We start from the raw sequence: 19,952 nt of genomic DNA, 5'->3' as shown, positions 1-19,952 counted from the left end.
AGAAAATCTCGGTGATTAAATGAACTCATTGGCGTATTATATTACGGCTTTGTCATTACTTCCTGCTGGAGCCATCTAGCTATGTAGGACTCCAAATTCTGGGTAGGTATTGATACAGTCTAGATATTCTAGAAGCTTTTAATATGACAAGTGATTAACTTTAACAAAAGAGAAATGTCGTGAGTAATTATCCAAGAACATTTTCACATATTGGAATTTCCGTTCCTGATGTGGAGAAAGCCGTCGAATTTTATAGCAAGGTTATGGGTTGGTATCTAATCATGAAACCGACCGTAATCACAGAAGAATCTGCAACACCGATAGGACAAATGTGTATTGATGTATTTGGTACTGGTTGGGGTTCTTTTAAAATCGCTCATATGTCTACAGGGGATAAAATCGGGGTGGAAATGTTTGAGTTTAAAAACAACGAAAAACCCAAGGATTTCGAATATTGGAAAACAAGCACATTCCATTTTTGCGTTCAGGACCCTGATATAGAGGGGCTCACTGAGAAAATAGTGGCTCATGGGGGCAAACAGAGAATGCCAATTCGAGAGTATTATCCTGGAGAGAAACCATACAAGATGGTTTATGTAGAAGATCCGTTTGGTCTTATATTCGAGGTCTACTCTCACAGTTATGAGCTTACTTATTCACAGGGTGCATATTAAAATTCTGAAATTCTCAATTTGCTGACAATGAATTTCAGTCTGACCATTGCTTACTTCTATCCACCAATCCCAAATTGTCGGACTAGTAGTTGTCGTTACAATAGATTTTTTACATTAGTAGTTACTAGTCAATATGTCTCCAACGAAAGCCAATCACCAGAGATTACTTAATCTAGTAACAACTGCTTGTTTATTTATGGGCATAAGTACCATAGCAGTTTTGCTCAGACCCAAACCGATTTTGTCTGCGGAGAGAATTGTGACTTTTGTCGGGCCGCTACAACTAGCTATTTCAGTTGATGATCTGGAAACTTTTGCCGAACAAGGACAAGCTAATTCTGATCTCGCTCTAATTACCAATCGTCTTGATGAGGCCACCAAAGTTCAACTACGAGAACTTCTTCAACAGCGCTTTGACATTGAGCCTGCTTTTCTTGCCCGTTACGCCCGTCTTCCCATAGCTGAAGAAATACTTAACAAGATAGGTAAAGCTGTCAAGATAAGTCCTGGGGTTAATGGCTTTTATGGCATGAGAGCCGCGGCAATTTTGTCCGCAGCAGATGAGGAAGAAGGTCTCACGGTAATTAATTTTTTACGTCATTTTCCCACCAAAGATATTTATCTCGACTCTGATTATTTAATTCAGATTGGACGAGATTTAGCCAAGTTATCTAGCTATCAAAAAGCAGTCGTCACAGAAATTATTCAGCAGTCGGAAGCGGAAGCGCAAAACTCGCGCCTCGATGTCTCGCAACTTGAAGATTTGAGCCAACCTGGTCCTTGGCAAGTAAGCAAGCAAACAATGTCTTTTGAAGTTGATAGTTTGCGCTCAATTAATATTGGACTAGCTTCTTCCTATACTTTAGATTTTGACTTATATCTTCCCCAGGACAATCCTGACCCAGCTCCTTTAATCATTATCACCCAAGGCTTTGGCGCGACCCCAGATACCTATGGCTATGTAGCTCAACAATTGGCCTCCTTTGGTTATGCGGTGGCCTCTATCGAGCATCATGGAACTAATTTAGCTCAGCGTATGGCCTCGCCCAATAGAGAACTAAGCGGTTGGATTAATCCTGCTGAATTTATTAGTCGTCCCTTGGATGTGACTTACTTGTTAGATGAATTAGAGAATTTGACAGCCCAAGACCCGCAATGGGCAGCTAAACTCAATCTGGAGCAGGTAGGCGTTTTTGGTTATTCTTTCGGGGGTTATAGTGCACTTGCGATCGCAGGAGCAGAAATTAATCAACCTAGACTAGCAGCAGAATGCAGTCAAGACGATTTGAACCCTGTTTTTAGTTTTTACTTTCAGTGCCAAGCGCAACATCTCCCACCGATTAGTTTTCAGTTAAGAGATCCTCGCATCAAGGCTGTCTTTGCCGTATATCCCCTAACTAATCCAATTTTCGGCCCTGAGGGAATGGCCACTCTTGAGATCCCCACGATGATTTGGTCTAGCAGCAAAGACACCACGGTTCCCCCTGTTCAAAATCAAATTCATCCTTTTTTCTGGTTAGAAACCCCCGAGCGGTATTTTACTTTACTAGATCCAGGAACTCATTTTTCTACTGTAGAGCAAGTGGGACTAGAGGGCATGCCTGCGCTGGATAGTTCCAACCAACTAAATGGCCAAAGCGCGATCGCCTATGATTATCTCAAGACAATGTCGGTTGCTTTCTTTAATTATCATCTACGAGAATTAGCAGAATATAAACCCTATCTCACGGCGGCTCATACTAAGAAGATGTCCCAAGAAGCGGATATTCGTCTTTATCTGACTCAATCTTTGCAACCAGAACAACTAGAAACTGCCTACGGCAAAAAGCCACCTTTTCCCTTGCTGCCCAATCCTGTGACGGTAGCTAAAGCCCCACGAGAGGAGTCAATTTTAGAGGAAATTGAGCGCACTGGAGTCCTAAAAGTGGCGGTAAGAAGCGATGCCAAACCCTTCGGGTTTCTAGAGGAAAATGCAAATTGGTCTGGTTACTGTGCTAGTTTTATCAATTCGCTAGAACAGCATCTCGAAATAGCGTTGAACCGGCCTGGCGGGATTCAAGTCGTCAAATTGCCTTCTAATGTCTCAAATCGCTATCAACTAGTACAACAGGACCAAGTCCATCTCGAATGCGGTCCCAATTCCATTAGGAATGATATTGAGGATCTCACTTTCTCTCAACCCTTCTTTGCCACGGGAACTAAGTTTCTGGTCTCTAGTGACTGGGCTGAGCAGGTCGGGAAAATTGCAGATTTGGCAGATTTCACTATTGGTGTAGTTAGAAATACCACGACAGAAAAGTTCATTGAAGCAAAATATCCCACAGCGGAAAAAATGTATTTTGAAGGGGAAAATGCGATCGCCAGAGCAGTAGGAGCTCTACAAAATAAGTCCATTGATGCCTTTGCCAGTAGCAGCATTTTGTCTAGCCAGGAAATCGAACGCCAAGGCTTAACCAGTGGTGATTATCTACTCTTCCCTCAGCAACCTCTAACTTGTGATTATTATGGGATTTTACTTCCCGATAATGATCGTCAATGGCAAGATATGATCAACGGTTTTTTAAAAAGCAAAAACCTAGAGCAATTTAGCAATCAATGGTTTTCTCAATTGCCCGCAGAAGTATTGTTAAATGTTGATTCTTGTCGAGCGACCAATGCTTTCATGACTCGGTGATCTATTTATTCTCAAAGACTGGTTTGAGGTCATTATTGAAATATCTAGTTAGATTGTAGATTTCCAATGATATAATAATTAGTTCTGAGGCTCAATATTGGGAATCTACAGTCAATCGCTTACAATCAGCAAACAAGACTTTTGAGGTAATATGGTAAAAATCCGTTTAAAGAAATTTGGAAAAAAGAGAGAGGCTAGCTATCGGATAGTCGCGATCGAAAGTAAAAGACGCCGGAATGGTCGCCCCATTGAAGAATTGGGTTTTTATAATCCTAGAACTGATGAGACTAGACTAAATGTTCCTGCGATCGTGAAACGTCTGCAACAAGGAGCACAACCTTCTGATACCGTAAAAAACATTTTAACTAGAGCTAAAGTTTTTGAGCAAGTTCATGCCTAACGACCCAGCATTATCTGCTAGTCAGAACAATGCCAGTCCTGATTACGCGGGGCTGGTGTCATTTCTTTTAGAGCCTTTTTTGGAAGATCCCCAAACCCTGTCTATTCATTGCGAACAGGTGGCCAGTACCAAGAAACTTTGGCTAAGAGTTGCTTTCGACACCAATGATAAGGGTAAGGTGTTCGGGCGTGGTGGTCGTAATATTAAAGCAATTAGAACTGTTTTGAAGACTGCTGCGGCTAATGTCAATCAGCACATACATTTAGATATCTACGGCAACGAAGATCTTTCCTCTAAAGAAAAGTCATTTAACGGTGATGCACCTCGTGGTCGGGAAGGACGCAAAGGGTCGCGAGATTCCGACCGCAGAAGAGGTTCGAGAGAACGACCTAGTAAGCCTAATCGACCAATCATTAATTCATAGTCCAATAATTCATAGTCCAATGCGATCGCTGAAACCTAGCAAGAGGTCTCGGCGATTATTTTTTTATGGGTAATCGCCTTTTAATGTAGCAGTATTATTTGTTTTACATAGAGAGCTTTGCTAATTGTTTGGTCTCACCTAAACTAATAAATTCTCCTCGAAGAAATATTTCTCGACAAATCAGACGTTGAATTTTGCCACTAGAAGTTTTAGCGATCGCACCAGGTTTGACAAAGAGAATAGTATGAATATCCAATCCATGTTGAGCTGTAACATTTTTATTGATCAGACGAGTGAGCTCCTGTTTATTGAAGGTTTTTCGGTACTGACGTTCTATTTCTTGAACGATAATTAATTTCTCTTGACCATCAATATCTACAGTAAAAGCTGCTCCGTGATTCTTTCTTAAAGCTTGATGAGTTTGTTGTACTGTAAATTCTAGATCTTGAGGATAATGATTTTGCCCTCTGATAATAATAACTTCTTTGAGACGACCCGTAATATACAGCTCACCTTGCCATACAAAACCTAAATCCCCAGTACGTAAAAATGGACCTTCCACTCTATCTTTAAGAAAAGCTTTAAATGTAGCATTGTCATTTTGTTGCCAATATCCTAGAGCAACAGTTTTTCCTGAAACCCAAATTTCCCCTACTTCCCCCTCAGGGCAAGAAGTTAAAGTTTGAGGATTAGCAATTACTACTTGATCATCCAAACAACAATGACCACAACTAACTAACCGACGAGAAGATAATTTATTTGCTGCACTTTCAAGCACCTGATTTTGCTCCAAAGCCGTAGCCTCAAAATCTTTAATAATCAGCTCCGTATTTTTTTGTCTTCCCGTAACAAATAAAGTTCCTTCTGCTAATCCATAATAAGGATAAAAAGAATTTTTACTAAAACCATAGAGAGCAAATTTGGTACTAAATTGTTCTATAGTTTTCGCTAAAACATTTTCCCCACAATTAAAAGCGATCTGCCAACTACTAAGATCGAGATCTTCTAACTGTTCTGGCTTAATTTTTTCAATGCAAGCATTGTAAGCAAAATTAGGCCCACCACTAGCATTCCCTTGATATTTCGCGATCGCTCTTAACCAACGTATCGGTTTTTGGAGAAAGGCCACCGGAGGCATCAAAATAATAGAAGATCCCAAATAAACTGAATATAAAACGTTGCCAATTAATCCTAAATCATGAAACATCGGCAACCAACTGACAATAATACTCTCCTCGTTTAGCAGACTAGCACGATGAATTACCTGTTGATTGTGAACAATATTGCCATGACTAACCATGACCCCTTTGGGCTTTCCTGTTGTCCCAGAAGTATATTGTAAAAAAGCTAAACTTTCAGGAGCAATGGATTTAACAATAAAATCTTGACTATTAGCTTCAATCGTATCTGTAGCAATCAATTTTAGATTGGCTAACTTGGTTTCTTCAGTCCATCTTTTTTGAATATCATCATAAATTGCCGTAGTTGTGAATGCTAAGTTTGCTTCAGCATCATTAACAATCATCAGTAAGCGAGATAACTTTTGATTACGCCGTGGGGGATAAACAGGAATGGCAATAACTCCTGCATATAAACAACCAAAAAATGCGGTAACAAATTCCAATCCAGGCGGATAAAGTAATAAGGCTCTTTCTCCTTGCCATGCCTGAAGATAAACAGCTATTTCTTTGGCTTTTTTCTCCAATTCTTGATAAGTTATTCTAGCCGTTTCTCTCTCCCCATTTTGCAGAAAAATATATGCTGTTGCATTGGGTTTAGTTGCCGCCTGATAACTAAGAATATCAGCCATAGAATTTAATTGATGTTGAGGCAAAAACTTAAATTTTTGATTGATCATATTGATAAATAGAGATAAAAATTTATTACTTTTTTCGAAAAAATCAAACTACCATCGCATCAAGTACTGCCTGGCTATAACGATCCAAAGATTGAACATAGGCACACATCGGATGAGGTCTAGCTCCAACTTTTTTCTTTTCTAAAACTGCGGTGTAAGCCAAGTCTAAAGTTTGACATTCTAACTCCCTAGATCTTTGTACAGTTTGATAAAGAATTTGTTTATAGATATTGTGAGTTCTTAAATATTGATAGTCCAAACCAACAATTAAAGCCGAATAAACACCGGCATTCACAAAGCTAAACATAACTGCCACTGGTTTCTCCTCAGCTCTAGATGCTGGATCATCCTTGAGATAAAGCCGCATAATATCATAGTCAGGATGATGACAAATTGCTTCAAAAAAGGCATAGGGAAGCGGATAAACATTCAACTCATAAGCTCTTTGTTGAACTTGACGATATAGTTCATAACTGTGGCGAATTTCCCTTGGTGACATCTCAGAATCAATAATTACTTCAAATTGAGATTCATAGGCCAATATTTCTTTTTTGACATTGTAACGATACTTACGTCCTAACCTAGTCATATATTCTTGGTGAGTTGACCAAGACAAATCCTGCATAATACATATATCTAGTAAAGGTAATTGCACAAAACCAAGGTCAAACATTGTATTTTTTAATTCTTCATCGTCATTCAAGGGAAAATCTCTTAATAACACCTGAGATGCTTGATATTCTTGTACCGTAAGAGAAATTTGCTCAACCAATAAACGAAGTGCCTGTTTCCATCGAGAATGCTGACGATTAAGATAAAGATGTTCTCCTTTAGACATCAGACATCCTAACATCACTGCTTTGCCAGTAAGATAATCTGGATCATCAAGACGCATCGCTTCTACTTTTTTTGATACTTCTTGAGAAGAGAACATATCTTCTTTTATTTTGGCACAGGTATAAAATGTCGCTAAAACAATTTTATCAGCTTCATCTTTGACTATAAAATAGAAAAAATCCCACTGATTTTCTGGCTCATTATCTTGTGATGTAAAAACCTTTTCCAGTAATTCAATACTAGAGTAAGTAAAGTTACCTTTGGTCGCAAATAGATTATCCCATTCTTGAGCATTAATGTCCTTTAAGCGACGAGTAAATTGAATATCAAGCTTAGAAGATGAATGATTTTTCAGCGAAACAAAGCCAAATTTTTCCTGACTTGATTGAATTTGAAACTCAGGAATCTGGAAATTCTTGGCTACATCTTGTTCCGTAAAATTATGTTCTTGTAAGACTACAGGATAGTGAAAAGCAATCCGCTCAAGAAGTTGTTCTATATCACGTTTCAATATGTGACGAGTCAGAGAAAAACGTATCCCACCTTGTTTCATTGGCGTTGCCGGAAAGGCCGCAGGGTTAACAAAAAATCCATCTTTAATTATTCGAGAGACAAAAGATTGAATAGGTTTAACTAGGCCAACAGGAATAAAAAAGATCGGATTATCATTAATTTCAACTTGAGGGATATTTAGCTCAGTAATACATTGATTTGTATATTTAATGAGCTCCTTTAATTCATTCTGATAATCTACAATTTCCTCTGATAAATGGAGTTTAGCCGAAGCCACGCCACCCCCGAGCATTGGTGGTTGAATTGGCCCAGAAAAAATCATGGTATTGCCACAATTTTTAACTTGGCTAGTGAAAGTTTCATTAGGAAAGACTAAGGCTCCCCCCGCACTAGCAAAGGATTTATTCAACGAAACTGCTAATACCATTTTAGAATGATGGTCGATTTGACTGCGAACATAGCCTCTACCATTTTTCCCCGTCCAACTCATACCATGAGCATCATCAATATAGGCATAAAGCTGTGGATAAGTATCCAATAAACGGACTAACTCTGGTAAAGGTGCTACATCTCCATACATAGAGTAAATACCATCAGCCAAGTACCAGATTTTATCGTATTTATGTTTAATTTTTTTGATGGTTTCTTCTAGTTGCGTCATGGAATTGTGACGCAGAATTTCCACATCAACTCCACGAGCTTTAGGCACTTGCGCGGCCATTTGCACACTGGAATGAACTTGATAGTCGAGAAGAATACAATCATTATCTCCTATCAAAATTGGTAAAGCTGATAAATGCCCTAAAGTTGTACTGGCTGTAACGACAACAGGTTTATCAAAAATCTCTTGTAATAAAGTTTCTAATTCTTGATACAGTCCGACGGCGACATAAGCCCTAGAAGAAGAAAATTGTGTGCCATATTTTCTTACTGCGTCTGTAACTCCATCAATTAATTTATGATGTTGTTCTAGGCCCAAATAGCTACAGGAGCCAAAGTTAACATAATTGCGATCTTGAAGAGTTATAATTCTTCCATTCAGAAATTCATTATCAGTAAAATGTTGATTTAAACCTTGCTTGATGCCATTTTCAACAAGTTTATCGATAGTTTTTACCCAATGAGCATGAAGATTTTTAGGCATGTTTTTTGTTTTTTAGGAGCTATTTTTTTTCGTAAAAAATGAAACTATAGTTTCAATAAGGCATTGTTTCTTATATTTTCAGCTGTATATCCTCCATTAATATAATTCCAGCCAGGAGGCATCACCAAATATTTAATTTTGTCAAGCCAACTAGGAGCATTTTTGATATCTTGCCATAGTTCAATAAACTCATCAGTTTGGGAAACTAATAGGTTTTCGCTGTTAATGTTTTTGCTTATGCCATAAATGGGTTTTTCTTGCTGTAATTCTACCTGAGAGGTTTGGAATAGATAGTCCCAAATCCTAAATGTTAGACCATAATTTCTATCTAGATAAATATCATTCTTGGCATGGTGAAGTCTATGTACTGATGGTGTAATCAAGAATTTTTGTATTCCGGAATATTTTGAATCTGGGAATATATGTTGGTTGAGGTGAAGCGGGACACCATAAAGTTGACCAATTCCATCAATTATTATGATCAAAAGAGGATGAAATCCTAAAATAGGAAGCCACAGAGTTAGATGAGGAGCCAGGATGAATTCGGCAAAAGAACCTCTAAAAGCAACAGATGCTTTCATTTCCTTTGGAGAATGATGCACTGTATGAATACACCAAAAAAGACGGACTTTATGAGATAAATAATGAATGGCATAGGACATAAAATCATATCCTATATAGGCTAATATCCAGACATACCAATCAAATTTTAGATCGAATAATCTATATTGATAAATCCAGAACATTAAGGAAATAGTTATCAATTTATTGGTGATAAAAATTGGGATATAAGTTAAAGCCGCACTAGAAATATTGACAATTCCTTCCTTATGGCTTTCAATTTTCTTAGTGATTGTCAGTGTAATCCATTCAATAACTACAATAGCCAAGGAAATTATTGTCATAAATAGTGGCATTATGCCTGAAACATATCTCATTTTTCTGCTTAAGGCTCTTTTTTGTTTAACAAATTTATAAATATTTTATTGCTTAATATTAATTTTTAATGATATTCTTTGTCATTTTAAAGCTGTATCTTTAACAGAAAAAATAATGTAAAGCTTAAAATCTTTTATTCAAAGTCAACTGCTAATTTGAAATAGATTGAAGGAAAATAGCGATTGATGAATACCGCCAATTTTTCATAGCAATGACCAATTATAACTTCTCGTTTTCCTGATTGGATACCAATGATAATTTTTTGGGCAACTTTTTCAGGAAGCAGCCAAGTTTCATATTCTTTAGGTTTTATTCCCATAACTTTCCCAGAACCATTAATTGCTTTCTCTTCCATATTGGTTTGAGTTGCCCCTGGACAAACAAGTAGGACTTGAATATTATCTTTTTTTAGTTCTAATCTAATGGTGTGAGCAAAGGCATTTAAAGCATGTTTAGACATACTATAAGCTGAATACTTAGGCAAAACTACATGTCCTAAAATACTGCTAACAATAGTTATTTGACCATGTCCTTGTGCTTGTAGAATAGGAGCTACAGCTTTAGTCAAAGTAATTGTACCTATTAAATTAATATCTAGAACTTTCTGATAAATATTAATTTGGGTATCGGCTACAAATCCATTTTGACCAATTCCAGCATTATTTATTAAAATATCAATTTTGCCAAATACTTCTTTTACTTTTTTAACCTTATCTTTAATTGAATTAATATCAGATAAATCAAGGGGCAAAACCATAATATTGGCGTTATTATTGCAATTAGCTTTTACTCGCTGCAATTCACTTTCTGTACGAGCTGAAATAACCAAATTAGCTTCAAGATTTGCGAGTTGATAAGTAAGATGCTCTCCAATTCCAGAAGATGCTCCTGTGATCCAAACCAACTTGTTTTTAAAAAAACTTGATTTTTTCATTATCATAATAATTTAACTATGGCGTTTCTCAGATTTATGAGGTACACGTACTTTCTATTCCCTATTCCCCGTTCCCTGTTCCCTGTTCCCGAAAGCTTAGATTTGCTGTACCTCACGAGAAAAAGAATTGCTATATAAGCGACTAAAACTGAAGAGTAATCATTACAAATCTTGCGAATCTAAATGTTCAGAAAGTTCTTTGATGTTAGTATATTCATAGAGCAAAGTAGCTTCTAATTCAAATCCCAACCATTCTTCCAATTCCCCAGTTAAGTAAATAGCATCATGGGAATTTAAAGAATATTCATCAAAAGATGCCTTAATATCAATTTCTGTTGTTTCTACTTCCAAAGATTTAGCTAAATAATTAACTAACCATGCCTGAATTTCTAACAGAGTTTTTTTGTTAATTTGTGTTTTTGTCATTTGTTTTTTGATTTTGTTGATAATTTTTGATTTACAGCTTGATTAACCTTTAGTATTACTAATTCATCTTTTGCCTCATTGGGATGACTTATCTTCTTAAGCTATTTAAAATAGCAGCAGCATAGGTAAATCCACCCCCAAATGCGGTTAAGGCCAGGGTCTTTTTGCTTTGGAGAGTGCTCCAGTTTTCCGCCAGATAAATAGGAATAGAACTTGAAGATGTATTGCCGTGATGTTTGATGTTGGAGGCAACTTTCTCTGGAAAACCAATTTTTTTGGCGATCGCGTCAATAATTCGTTGATTAGCTTGGTGGGGTATCACTAAATCAAGCTCAGTAACTTTGATATTTTCTTTCGTACAAGCTTGATTTAAAACACTTGTCATTTTCTTGACAGCTTTAGTAAAAACTTTTCTGCCTTTCATCGAAATGTTCTGACTGCTATTAACCGTAGGAACATATAAAGAATCCAACGGTTCCCCACTGCCACTCAAGATAGGTTCGTTAACCACAAAAGAACAAGAATCCAAATGAGCTTCCCCGCATAATATAGTTGCGGTTGCACCATCGGAAAAAATAATCTGGGTATCGAAATTTTGCGGATCTAAAAGAGGTGATAATATTTCTGAAGTAACTAGTAAAACCTTGGAAGAAGGATGCTTTCGTAAATATAAATAGGCATTTTGCAGAGCATATAAATAGCCACTACAAGCAGCATTGAGATCATAAGCTGGGCATTCATAATCACTTCCTGCCAACTCATACAATAATTGACAAGCTAGGGATGGCGTTATCTGAGAAGGTGTCCCAGTAGTGCAAATAATGAGGTCAATATCATGAATCTGAACTTGTTGCGCCGCTAAAACTTTTTGAGCTGCGTCTTTTGCCAGAGTTAACACCGTTTCTCCTGGCTCAATCCAATGACGGCTGGCAATTCCGGTGAGTTTTAAAACATCATTCGCTTCTTTCCCGGCAATTGATTGCACAACTTCTTCATTAGTAATATTTTTGGAGCCTAAGACACAGGCAATCCCTTGAATCCCAATCTTTAATTTAGTTGCCCGGCTCATCAATTGGGTCGCAGTAGTAACAGCTTGTCTTCTTTTGATAACTGGTTGACCAGGATCTTCTCGGGTAATGGGTTTCGGAGCAGGAATATGATCCTTGTCAATCCGAATTTTAAATAAAGGCTGACCTACAGCAACTTCTTGATCCTCTGTGACATAAATTTTCTCAACGACACCTTGAACTGGGGCTTCTAAATCAAAAGCGGCCTTGGAAGCTTCTAAAACCCCTAAACATTGACCTTCGGCAACTTCTGCTCCCTCTGAGATATCCAATTCCAGAACAATTACCGTCTCATCGGAAGGTCCAACGCCGATCGCATCCACCATAAAGATTCCTTCTTCTGTAGCTGGGGGAGTTATCCAATCTAGATCTAAATCTAATAAGTCTGCCGCTGTTTCTAAAATGCGTTTATAGGAAGGCAAGATCTCTAGTTGATTACCAAAATTACAAGGAACATAGGTATCTGCTCTGGTTACTCGTCTTGCTGTCACGGGAGTTGAGGATTTTTCGGCTACTACCGCTAATATTTCGGCACCCATGCCGCAACTTTGATTATCTTCATGAACAACAATTAATTTTCCAGTTTTATTAACAGATTTGAGAACTGTTTCTTCGTCCCAAGGAGCCAGCCAGCGCAGATCTATAACTTCTGATTTAATGCCCTCGATATCCAGAGCATCTGCTGCTTGTAAACATCTAGCGATCGCGTTGCCATAACCGACGAAGGTAATATCACTGCCAGCACGAACTATTTTGGCTTTACCCACCGGAACGCAATGGCGCTGGGGATCATCGGAAGTCGTAGCAGCTAAATCGACTAGATTTAAGCAACTTTTGGGATAGAAAAATAGGGTTGGTCTTCCCGAATCAAAGGCAGCGTTTAGCATTCCTGCTGCATCTCCAGCGGTCGAAGGCATTGCCACATCAAGACCAGGAGTATGAACTGCGATCGCTTCTAAGGATTGAGCATGAAAAGGCCCTAAACCAGGACGATAGCCACCACAAGTAATCAGAATAATGACAGGACATTGCCAACCACCATCGCTTCGCCAATACATACTGCCTAATTCGGAGACAATCTGATTAAAAGCCAAAGGTAAAAAATCAGCAAATTGGAGAAAGGCGACAGGGCGACCGCCAGCCAAGGCTCTGCCGACAGCAGTCCCTACAATAGTAGATTCACTTAAGGGAGAATTAACAACTCGACCAGGAAATTTACGGCTTAATCCTTTGGTAACGCCGAAGACATCGCCTTTGGGATCTTCAATATCCTCCCCATACAAAAAAACCCGAGAATCTTGCTCTAGGCGATCGCCTAAAACTTTATTCATGGCATTCAGCATGGTTACACGCCTAGAATCGGAGTTTCCTACATATTCTGTTGCGGTTTTCGACAAATGCTGAGGGAGAGGAGCTTTAGCCGCAAAATAAGCCTGGGGTTCATTACTGAATTGAGCATCTTTTGCTGCTTGTTTAACTATTGAGCGAATATTTCCCTCAATAGACACTAATTCTTGAGCGTCACAGCCCAATTTTTCTAGCTCAAATCTTAGAATTTTAATCGGATCATATTCTTGTCTAACTTGTTCGATCTCTTGACGATCACGATAGATCGATTGATCATCCGTATTGGTATGACTAGTTAGTCGCTCCAGCTTCATTAAGGCTAAGGCTGGTTTGCGAGTTTCCCTGATCTCAGAAACAATTTTTTGGAAAACTTGGTCACAAAGAAGGGGATTTTTACCCTCTAAATGGTGAATCGGCAAACCATAGAAATTATCTACTATGCCATCTAGCAAATTATAGAAAGTCTTTTTCTCTGTGCGAGTAGAAATCGAAAAACGATTATCCTCAATGAGAAATAAAACAGGTAATTGCCAACGTACGGCCTCTGCGATCGCCTCTAAAACTTCTCCCTGTTGACTAGTACCATCACCCAAGGAACAAAACACCAGAGGGTTTTGCGGTTGATCTTTAATTTCAGCAGCAACGCCCACAGCTTGTAAGGCATTATTGCCCACAGGCCCAACTAAACTCAAAATATTGGTCGTAGGATCGCTCATATGTGCGCTCATCTGCCGCCCCCGAGAATGAGACGCATCTTTGCAAAAAAGACTATGGAAAAACATTTCCACCGAGATCCCCCGAGCCAGCATCAAAGCCTTATCTCGATAATGACAATGCAAATAGTCTTCGGGAATTAGATAAGGATTAATAGTTGCAACAGCTTCATGTCCTGCTCCTGATACGTGAAAAAAAGCCTCTCCTCTAGTTGTATATTGCTCCTCCAGCAGGTCAATTTCTCTGGCAGTAAACATGATTTGATAAAGCTCCAGAAATTTTAAAAGCTCCAGAAATTTTAATTGCTCTTGTTCCGTTTGTCCCAGAGAAACCCCAGAATCTTTCTTTAAGTCAGGTACAGGATTCATATCTTAAAATTGCAATAAATAGCTCGCTATTATCTTGACAAAAATTCACTCAAATTTCATTAGCCTAATAAAATTTTACTAAGAGAAACAACTAGAAACTCTCGTAATATACTTAAGTGGTTGTGCTACAAAATATAATAACTTTATAAAACTACTATTGTCTTCCTTAATTCCACCTAACTTATGCGTCACAGACTAGATTTAAGCTAGTTAACTCACTTAAGGGTATCGGGATTTAAGGAAGATGAGGAAGAAATTTTAATTGTGAGTTTCTGAACTTGTTATCTCATTTCAAATACTATTGCTATAGTGGGTAAGATTCAAAGTATGAATAGGGCGAAATATGAGCCAAGGAAAGTTAAGGCAAAATAGATTATTGTGGAGTATTATCATTATTTGTTCCTTCATTTTTTGTTTTTTTCTCATTACTCCGATAAGAAGATTTTTTTTATCTGATCTAGCTGCTCAATCGCAAAATAACGAGAAATCAGCAAGAGAATCATCACCATCTATTAGTCTGATTCCTGTTGTAGCAAAAACCATTACTCCTGTAAATTATGCCAGGGTATTTCGTAATTATACAGGGACAATCGTACCTCAAAGAAATAGTGAACTTGGTTTTGAAATTCCGGGAAAATTGACAGTAATTAATGTTGATCAAGGCAATAGAGTGACCAAAGGAATGCCTCTGGCTTTATTGGATACTCGTAGTCTAAAAATTACGCAACAGGAATTATTAGCTCAACGCAAACAAATGGTTTCGCAGCTCCAGGAAATGGAAAATGGCTCCAGAGTAGAAACTATTGCCACGGCTCAAGCCCAGGTCAGACAATTAAAAACAGAATTAAAACTAGCCCAAGAGAAGAGCGATCGCCGCAAAAATTTACATGCCCAAGGAGCAATTGCTCAAGAGCAACTAGACGAGGCGAGCAATGAAGTAGCTACCATCCAAGCTCGTTTAGATCAATACCGAAGTCAATTAGATGAATTATTAGCAGGAACACGTTTTGAACAAATAGAGGGGCAAAAAGCCTTAATTGAACTGCAAGATTTAAAAATTGCTAATTTAGAACTAGAGATTCAAAAAGCAGTTTTAAAAGCTCCTTTCACTGGAATAATCTCAGCTCGTTTAGTTGACGAAGGAACTATCGTACAAACGGGTCAAACTATTTTAAAACTAGTAGAAGATAGCCAATTAGAAGCCCATATCGGGGTTCCTGCCCAAAATGCGGCTCAGATAGATCTAGGTGACATTTTTCCCTTAAAAATTGACAATCGAACCTATCAAGCTCAAGTCAGCTCAATTTTGCCAGAACTTGATCCTAGCACTCGGACCTTAACCATTATTCTAAAAATCCAACCAGGAGCAGAAATCGAGCTTTTCTCCGGACAAATTGCCACCCTCCAATTAACCGAAAAGATTCAGACGACCGGCTATTGGTTACCGATAACTGCCTTAGTAGAAGGAGAAAGAGGTTTGTGGACTTGTTACGTTTTAGGGAAGCAAGAGGATATTCGCACCGAACAACAATCTGTGTTTAAAGTTGAGCAAAAAGCAGTAGAAATTCTCCAGATCCAAAGCGATCGCATTTTAGTTCGGGGCACTCTCCAACCCCAGGATCAAGTAATCACCGATGGCATTCATCGTCTAGTCCCGGGACAATTGGTAACATTTGAAAATTAAATTATGTAGGTGAGCAAAATTATTTGTGTAAATTTGAAATTAGCTATCTTCTTTTCCCCAACGATGCGCGTTCCCTAGGTGATTAAAAATTATCCGAAGGTGTATCCTTTAGGGCACCGGGGCCGCACCGCAATTCCCAAATCCCCTAATCCCCCAAAACCCCAAAATATACAATGAATTTTGCCTAGGTACTTATGGGTCATCTTTTTTATCGTAATTTTAGACTACTAATCCTCACAATTTTTCTGATCTTAGTCTGGGGCATTTCTTCATTTCAATTGCTGCCGCGCATGGAAGACCCCGAGTTGAGTGGTCTCAGCTCCTATATTGTCATTCCTTTCCCTGGGGCTAGCGCTCAAAGAGTTGAATCTTTAGTGACAGAAAAAATAGAACAAGAATTATTAGAAATTGAAGAAATCAAAACCCTTGATTCTATCTCCAAACTTGGTAGCTCTTTTATTAGCATTGAATTAAAAGACACTGTAAGCAATTTTGACCAGGTTTGGAGTGAAGTGAGAGATCTTTTAGCAGATGTCACATCCCAATTACCCTCAGATGCTTTAGAATCAGAATATAAAGAAATAGATATCAAAGCTTATAGCTTAATTGTCGGGATAACTTGGAACTTAGATTCCCCAGCTAACTATGCCATTCTCAGACGCCTAGCCCTAAAATTTCAAGAACAAATTCGTAGCATACCTGGTACTGAGGAAGTAAATTTATTTGCCGAACCCCTAGAAGAAATTATCGTAGCAATTAATCCCGAAAATCTTGCCGCTCTCAACATCAAACCCCAAGAATTATCACAACAAATTCGTCTTAGTGATGCCAAAATTACCACTGGTCAACTTTATAACAAAAATAATGACTTACTCATTGAAGTTGAAACCGAATTAGATTCTTTAGACAGGATTAGAAATATTCCCATCAGCTTCGGTAATTCAGGGCAAATAGCTCGCTTAGGTGATATTGCCCTAGTAACCAAAGGCATTAGAGAACCACCACCAGAACTCGCGATTATCAATGGAAAAATGGGGGTTAGCCTAGCAGCTCGCATTGATACCACGCAACGCATAGATCAATGGGCAATTAGAGCTCATCAAAACTTAGAACAATTTCGACAACAGCTTCCCCAAGGAATTAGTTTAGATATTATTTCCGATCAAAATATTTATGTCACCAATCGCCTCAATACCTTATTTCAAAATCTGGCGTTAGGAGCATTACTCGTTTTTGCTAGCACTTTCTTCATGATGGGATGGCAATCGGCGCTAGTAGTAAGCTCTGCTTTACCTTTATCATTACTGATGGTTTTTGGCGCGATGAGTGCATGTTCTATTCCTCTACATCAGGTATCGGTAACAGGATTAGTAATTGCTTTAGGTTTATTAATTGATAATGCGATCGTGGTTGTTGATGAAGTAGAACATTTACTCAAACAAGGACTTAAACCCCAAAAGGCTATTTCTCAAACTGTCACTTATTTAGCAATTCCCTTACTTGCTTCTAATTTCACCACTATTTTAACCTTTCTTCCCATTGCCTTATTACCAGGAAGTACAGGCGAATTTGTCAGCACTATTGGTTTGGGGGTAATTATTTCTCTGCTGAGTTCTTTATTTCTTTCTCTAACTATTATTCCAGCTCTGGCAGGAAGAATCAATCAACTTGAGAAAACAAGCTTTTTCGCTAAGTTAAATAATAAAAAAGCTAGAAAAAATTACTCTCAATTTTGGAATCAAGGTTTTTCTAATGCCTATCTGAGCAAAATTTATCGCTTTTCCCTCAATTTTATCTTGAGGAAACCTATTTTGGGAATTGTATTAGCTCTTATTTTGCCAGTAACAGGATTTCTGAAGGCTGCGACTCTTGCCGAACAATTTTTCCCCCCCACGGAGAGAGATCAGTTTCATATTGAGTTTGAATTACCTGCTTCGGCTTCTCTAGAAAAAACTCAGTTTTTGGCAGAAAAAGCTCGTACTATTATACTTAGGCATCCAGAAATTACTGATGTACATTGGTTTTTAGGCACCGAGGCCCCATCTTTTTACTATAATTTGCCCAGAAGAACCTCAAATCGTCCTAATTTTGCTCATGGTATTGTCCAGCTTAATTCACAACAGAAAGTAGCAGCCTTAATTTCTCGTTTGCAAATAGAACTTAACCACAAATTTCCCTCTGTTCAAGTATTGGTCAGACAATTGGAACAGGGGCCTTATCTGCCAGCGCCTATTGAGCTACGGCTTTATGGTTCTGATTTAAATATTCTCAGAGAACTGGGGAAAAAAGTTCGTTTAGTTTTAGCTCAAGTTAAAGGTATTACCTCTACCCGTGCTAGCATATCTGATGCTTTACCCAAATTAGCTTTCAATTTAGATGAGGAAGAGGCTAAGCTTACTGGGCTGGATAATACGATGATTGCCCAACAACTTAATGCTCATCTTGAAGGCACCCTAGGCGGCTCTATGATCGAGGATACAGAAGAAATACCGGTTCGAGTTCGTCTTACTAATCGCGATCGCGCTGATTTAGATCAGATTACTACCTTAGAATTATTACCTAATAACTTAAATTCTACAGGTAATTTAGCGCCGATTCCTTTATCCACGGTCAGCAAAATTGAACTAGTGCCAGAACTCGCCAGCATAAGCAGACGTAATGGGAAAAGGGTGAATACTATTCATGGTTTTGTCACTGCGGGGTTATTACCTTCAACGGTTTTGGCTGAGTTTAAGGAAAAAATGGAAGCGAGTAATATCCAATTTCCTGCGGGCTATTCCCTCGAAATTGGCGGTGAAGCCCAAGAAAGAGATCAGACAGTCGGCAATCTAATGTCTCTCGTGAGTGTCTTGTTGGTTTTGATGATGGCAATTCTGGTTCTTTCTTTTAATTCTTTTCGCGCTGCCGGGATCATTATCTTAGTCGGCATTGGCTCTATTGGTTTGGGATTATTCTCTTTATGGTGGTTTAACTATCCTTTAGGATTTATGGCAATTTTAGGCATTGTAGGCTTGATTGGGGTTGCAATCAATGATTCTATTGTAGTTTTAGCCTCTTTAAGCAATCATCCTCAAGCTTCTTCGGGAAACCGCCAAGCAATAGTAGAAGTGATCTTTCGCGCTACTCGTCATGTTTTGACAACGACAATTACTACAATAGTAGGTTTTATTCCTTTATTAATCTTGGGAAGTAAATTTTGGAGTCCTTTAGCTATTTGTGTTGCCGGAGGAGTCGGTGGAGCAACACTTTTGGCACTTTATTTTGTTCCTTGTTTGTATTTGTTAATGACGCTTCGGTACTCAAAAATTCATAATTAATTTTGTATAGGTATTAGAGTCAAAAGCTCTTGACAGGGAAGTTAAAAGTCCTAATTTGCAGAGAATCCGGCAAAGTTTTGGCTCCAATTTACCTAAACTACGTTACGCTGATGATCAGGAATGAAGAATGTAGATTTAAGTTAATGATTCAGTACCAATAACTTCTATAGCTGATATTAAGAAGCTTTTCTCCACAATCCGATCTCTACATACTTTTGATTGAGGAGATAATGAGAAAGATGTCGATTTTTATAGGTAATTTATCTTATGAGGCTAGCGAACAAGACCTCATAGTAGTTTTTGCTGAATATGGTTCAGTACAAGAAGTCAAGCTGATTACTGACCGTGATACCGGACGAATGCGAGGTTTTGGTTTTGTGCGATTGGAGACACTAACTCAAGAAGAGGCAGCGATCGCTGCCCTAGATGGAGCCGAATGGATGGGTCGCACTCTCAAGGTCAATAAAGCCAACGAGCAATCCAACAGAAACTCTCATCGTAATCGTCGCAGAAATTAATATTTTATTAAATCGAAGGCAGAAGAATGAAGGCAGAAGGCAGAAGGTAACTGGCATAGTGGGAGAATTAGACTCACCACTATGCCCTGTTCCACTTAAAGAAGTGGAGGAATT

General features: G+C 38.4%; 13 protein-coding genes. 7 read left to right on the top strand and 6 right to left on the bottom strand.

Annotation, left to right across the window (positions count from 1 at the left end; translation table 11 throughout):
* Positions 1–179: 179 nt before the first annotated feature.
* From XEN7305_RS22320 to XEN7305_RS22305, 4 genes are all read left to right on the top strand, one after another.
* On the top strand, positions 180–674 hold the full coding sequence (locus XEN7305_RS22320) for a lactoylglutathione lyase family protein (protein WP_006511799.1): 495 nt from the start codon (positions 180–182) through the stop codon (positions 672–674).
* A gap of 133 nt (positions 675–807) precedes the next feature.
* Positions 808–3,348 carry an alpha/beta hydrolase gene (locus XEN7305_RS22315; protein WP_006511798.1) on the top strand — a complete coding sequence of 847 codons (2,541 nt, stop codon included), beginning with the start codon at positions 808–810 and terminating at the stop codon, positions 3,346–3,348.
* A gap of 151 nt (positions 3,349–3,499) precedes the next feature.
* Entirely contained in the window at positions 3,500–3,748 is a 249-nt protein-coding gene (gene rpsP, locus XEN7305_RS22310; RefSeq protein ID WP_006511797.1) for a 30S ribosomal protein S16, read from the top strand.
* Positions 3,741–4,172, top strand: coding sequence for a KH domain-containing protein (locus XEN7305_RS22305; protein ID WP_006511796.1), 432 nt, complete (start codon positions 3,741–3,743; stop codon positions 4,170–4,172). The genes rpsP and XEN7305_RS22305 overlap by 8 nt, the downstream gene beginning before the upstream one ends.
* Before the next feature lie 103 nt (positions 4,173–4,275).
* Here XEN7305_RS22305 and XEN7305_RS22300 read toward each other — a convergent pair whose 3' ends face one another.
* The 6 genes from XEN7305_RS22300 to XEN7305_RS22275 form a co-directional block, all read right to left on the bottom strand.
* Positions 4,276–6,030, bottom strand: a complete 1,755-nt coding sequence (locus tag XEN7305_RS22300; protein ID WP_006511795.1) for a fatty acyl-AMP ligase — start codon at positions 6,028–6,030, stop codon at positions 4,276–4,278.
* 43 nt (positions 6,031–6,073) lie between these two features.
* On the bottom strand, positions 6,074–8,524 hold the full coding sequence (locus tag XEN7305_RS27045; protein ID WP_006511794.1) for a bifunctional aminotransferase class I/II-fold pyridoxal phosphate-dependent enzyme/GNAT family N-acetyltransferase: 2,451 nt from the start codon (positions 8,522–8,524) through the stop codon (positions 6,074–6,076).
* 44 nt (positions 8,525–8,568) lie between these two features.
* Complete coding sequence (locus tag XEN7305_RS22290) at positions 8,569–9,429, bottom strand: sterol desaturase family protein (protein WP_202951318.1); 861 nt, start codon at positions 9,427–9,429, stop codon at positions 8,569–8,571.
* A 167-nt stretch (positions 9,430–9,596) separates the two neighbouring features.
* Positions 9,597–10,397, bottom strand: coding sequence for an SDR family oxidoreductase (locus XEN7305_RS22285; protein ID WP_006511792.1), 801 nt, complete (start codon positions 10,395–10,397; stop codon positions 9,597–9,599).
* Positions 10,398–10,559: 162 nt separating this feature from the next.
* The gene (locus tag XEN7305_RS22280) at positions 10,560–10,823 is read right to left on the bottom strand and encodes an acyl carrier protein (protein ID WP_006511791.1); all 264 of its coding nucleotides are present in this window, start codon (positions 10,821–10,823) and stop codon (positions 10,560–10,562) included.
* Between the two features lie 88 nt (positions 10,824–10,911).
* On the bottom strand, positions 10,912–14,319 hold the full coding sequence (locus tag XEN7305_RS22275) for a beta-ketoacyl-ACP synthase 3 (RefSeq protein WP_006511790.1): 3,408 nt from the start codon (positions 14,317–14,319) through the stop codon (positions 10,912–10,914).
* A 343-nt stretch (positions 14,320–14,662) separates the two neighbouring features.
* Between XEN7305_RS22275 and XEN7305_RS22270 the strand changes: the two genes are divergently transcribed.
* The 3 genes from XEN7305_RS22270 (at position 14,663) to XEN7305_RS22260 (ending at position 19,838) form a co-directional block, all read left to right on the top strand.
* Positions 14,663–16,003, top strand: a complete 1,341-nt coding sequence (locus XEN7305_RS22270; RefSeq protein WP_006511789.1) for an efflux RND transporter periplasmic adaptor subunit — start codon at positions 14,663–14,665, stop codon at positions 16,001–16,003.
* A gap of 194 nt (positions 16,004–16,197) precedes the next feature.
* Entirely contained in the window at positions 16,198–19,320 is a 3,123-nt protein-coding gene (locus XEN7305_RS22265) for an efflux RND transporter permease subunit (RefSeq protein ID WP_006511788.1), read from the top strand.
* A 239-nt stretch (positions 19,321–19,559) separates the two neighbouring features.
* A complete protein-coding gene (locus tag XEN7305_RS22260) occupies positions 19,560–19,838 on the top strand; it encodes an RNA-binding protein (RefSeq protein WP_006511787.1) in 279 nt (92 codons plus the stop codon).
* Positions 19,839–19,952: the final 114 nt, after the last annotated feature.

The sequence above is a fragment of the Xenococcus sp. PCC 7305 genome, from assembly GCF_000332055.1.
Taxonomy (GTDB): domain Bacteria; phylum Cyanobacteriota; class Cyanobacteriia; order Cyanobacteriales; family Xenococcaceae; genus Xenococcus.
Note: the sequence above shows the minus strand (reverse complement) of the source record. Positions and strands in the feature narration are given on the sequence as shown.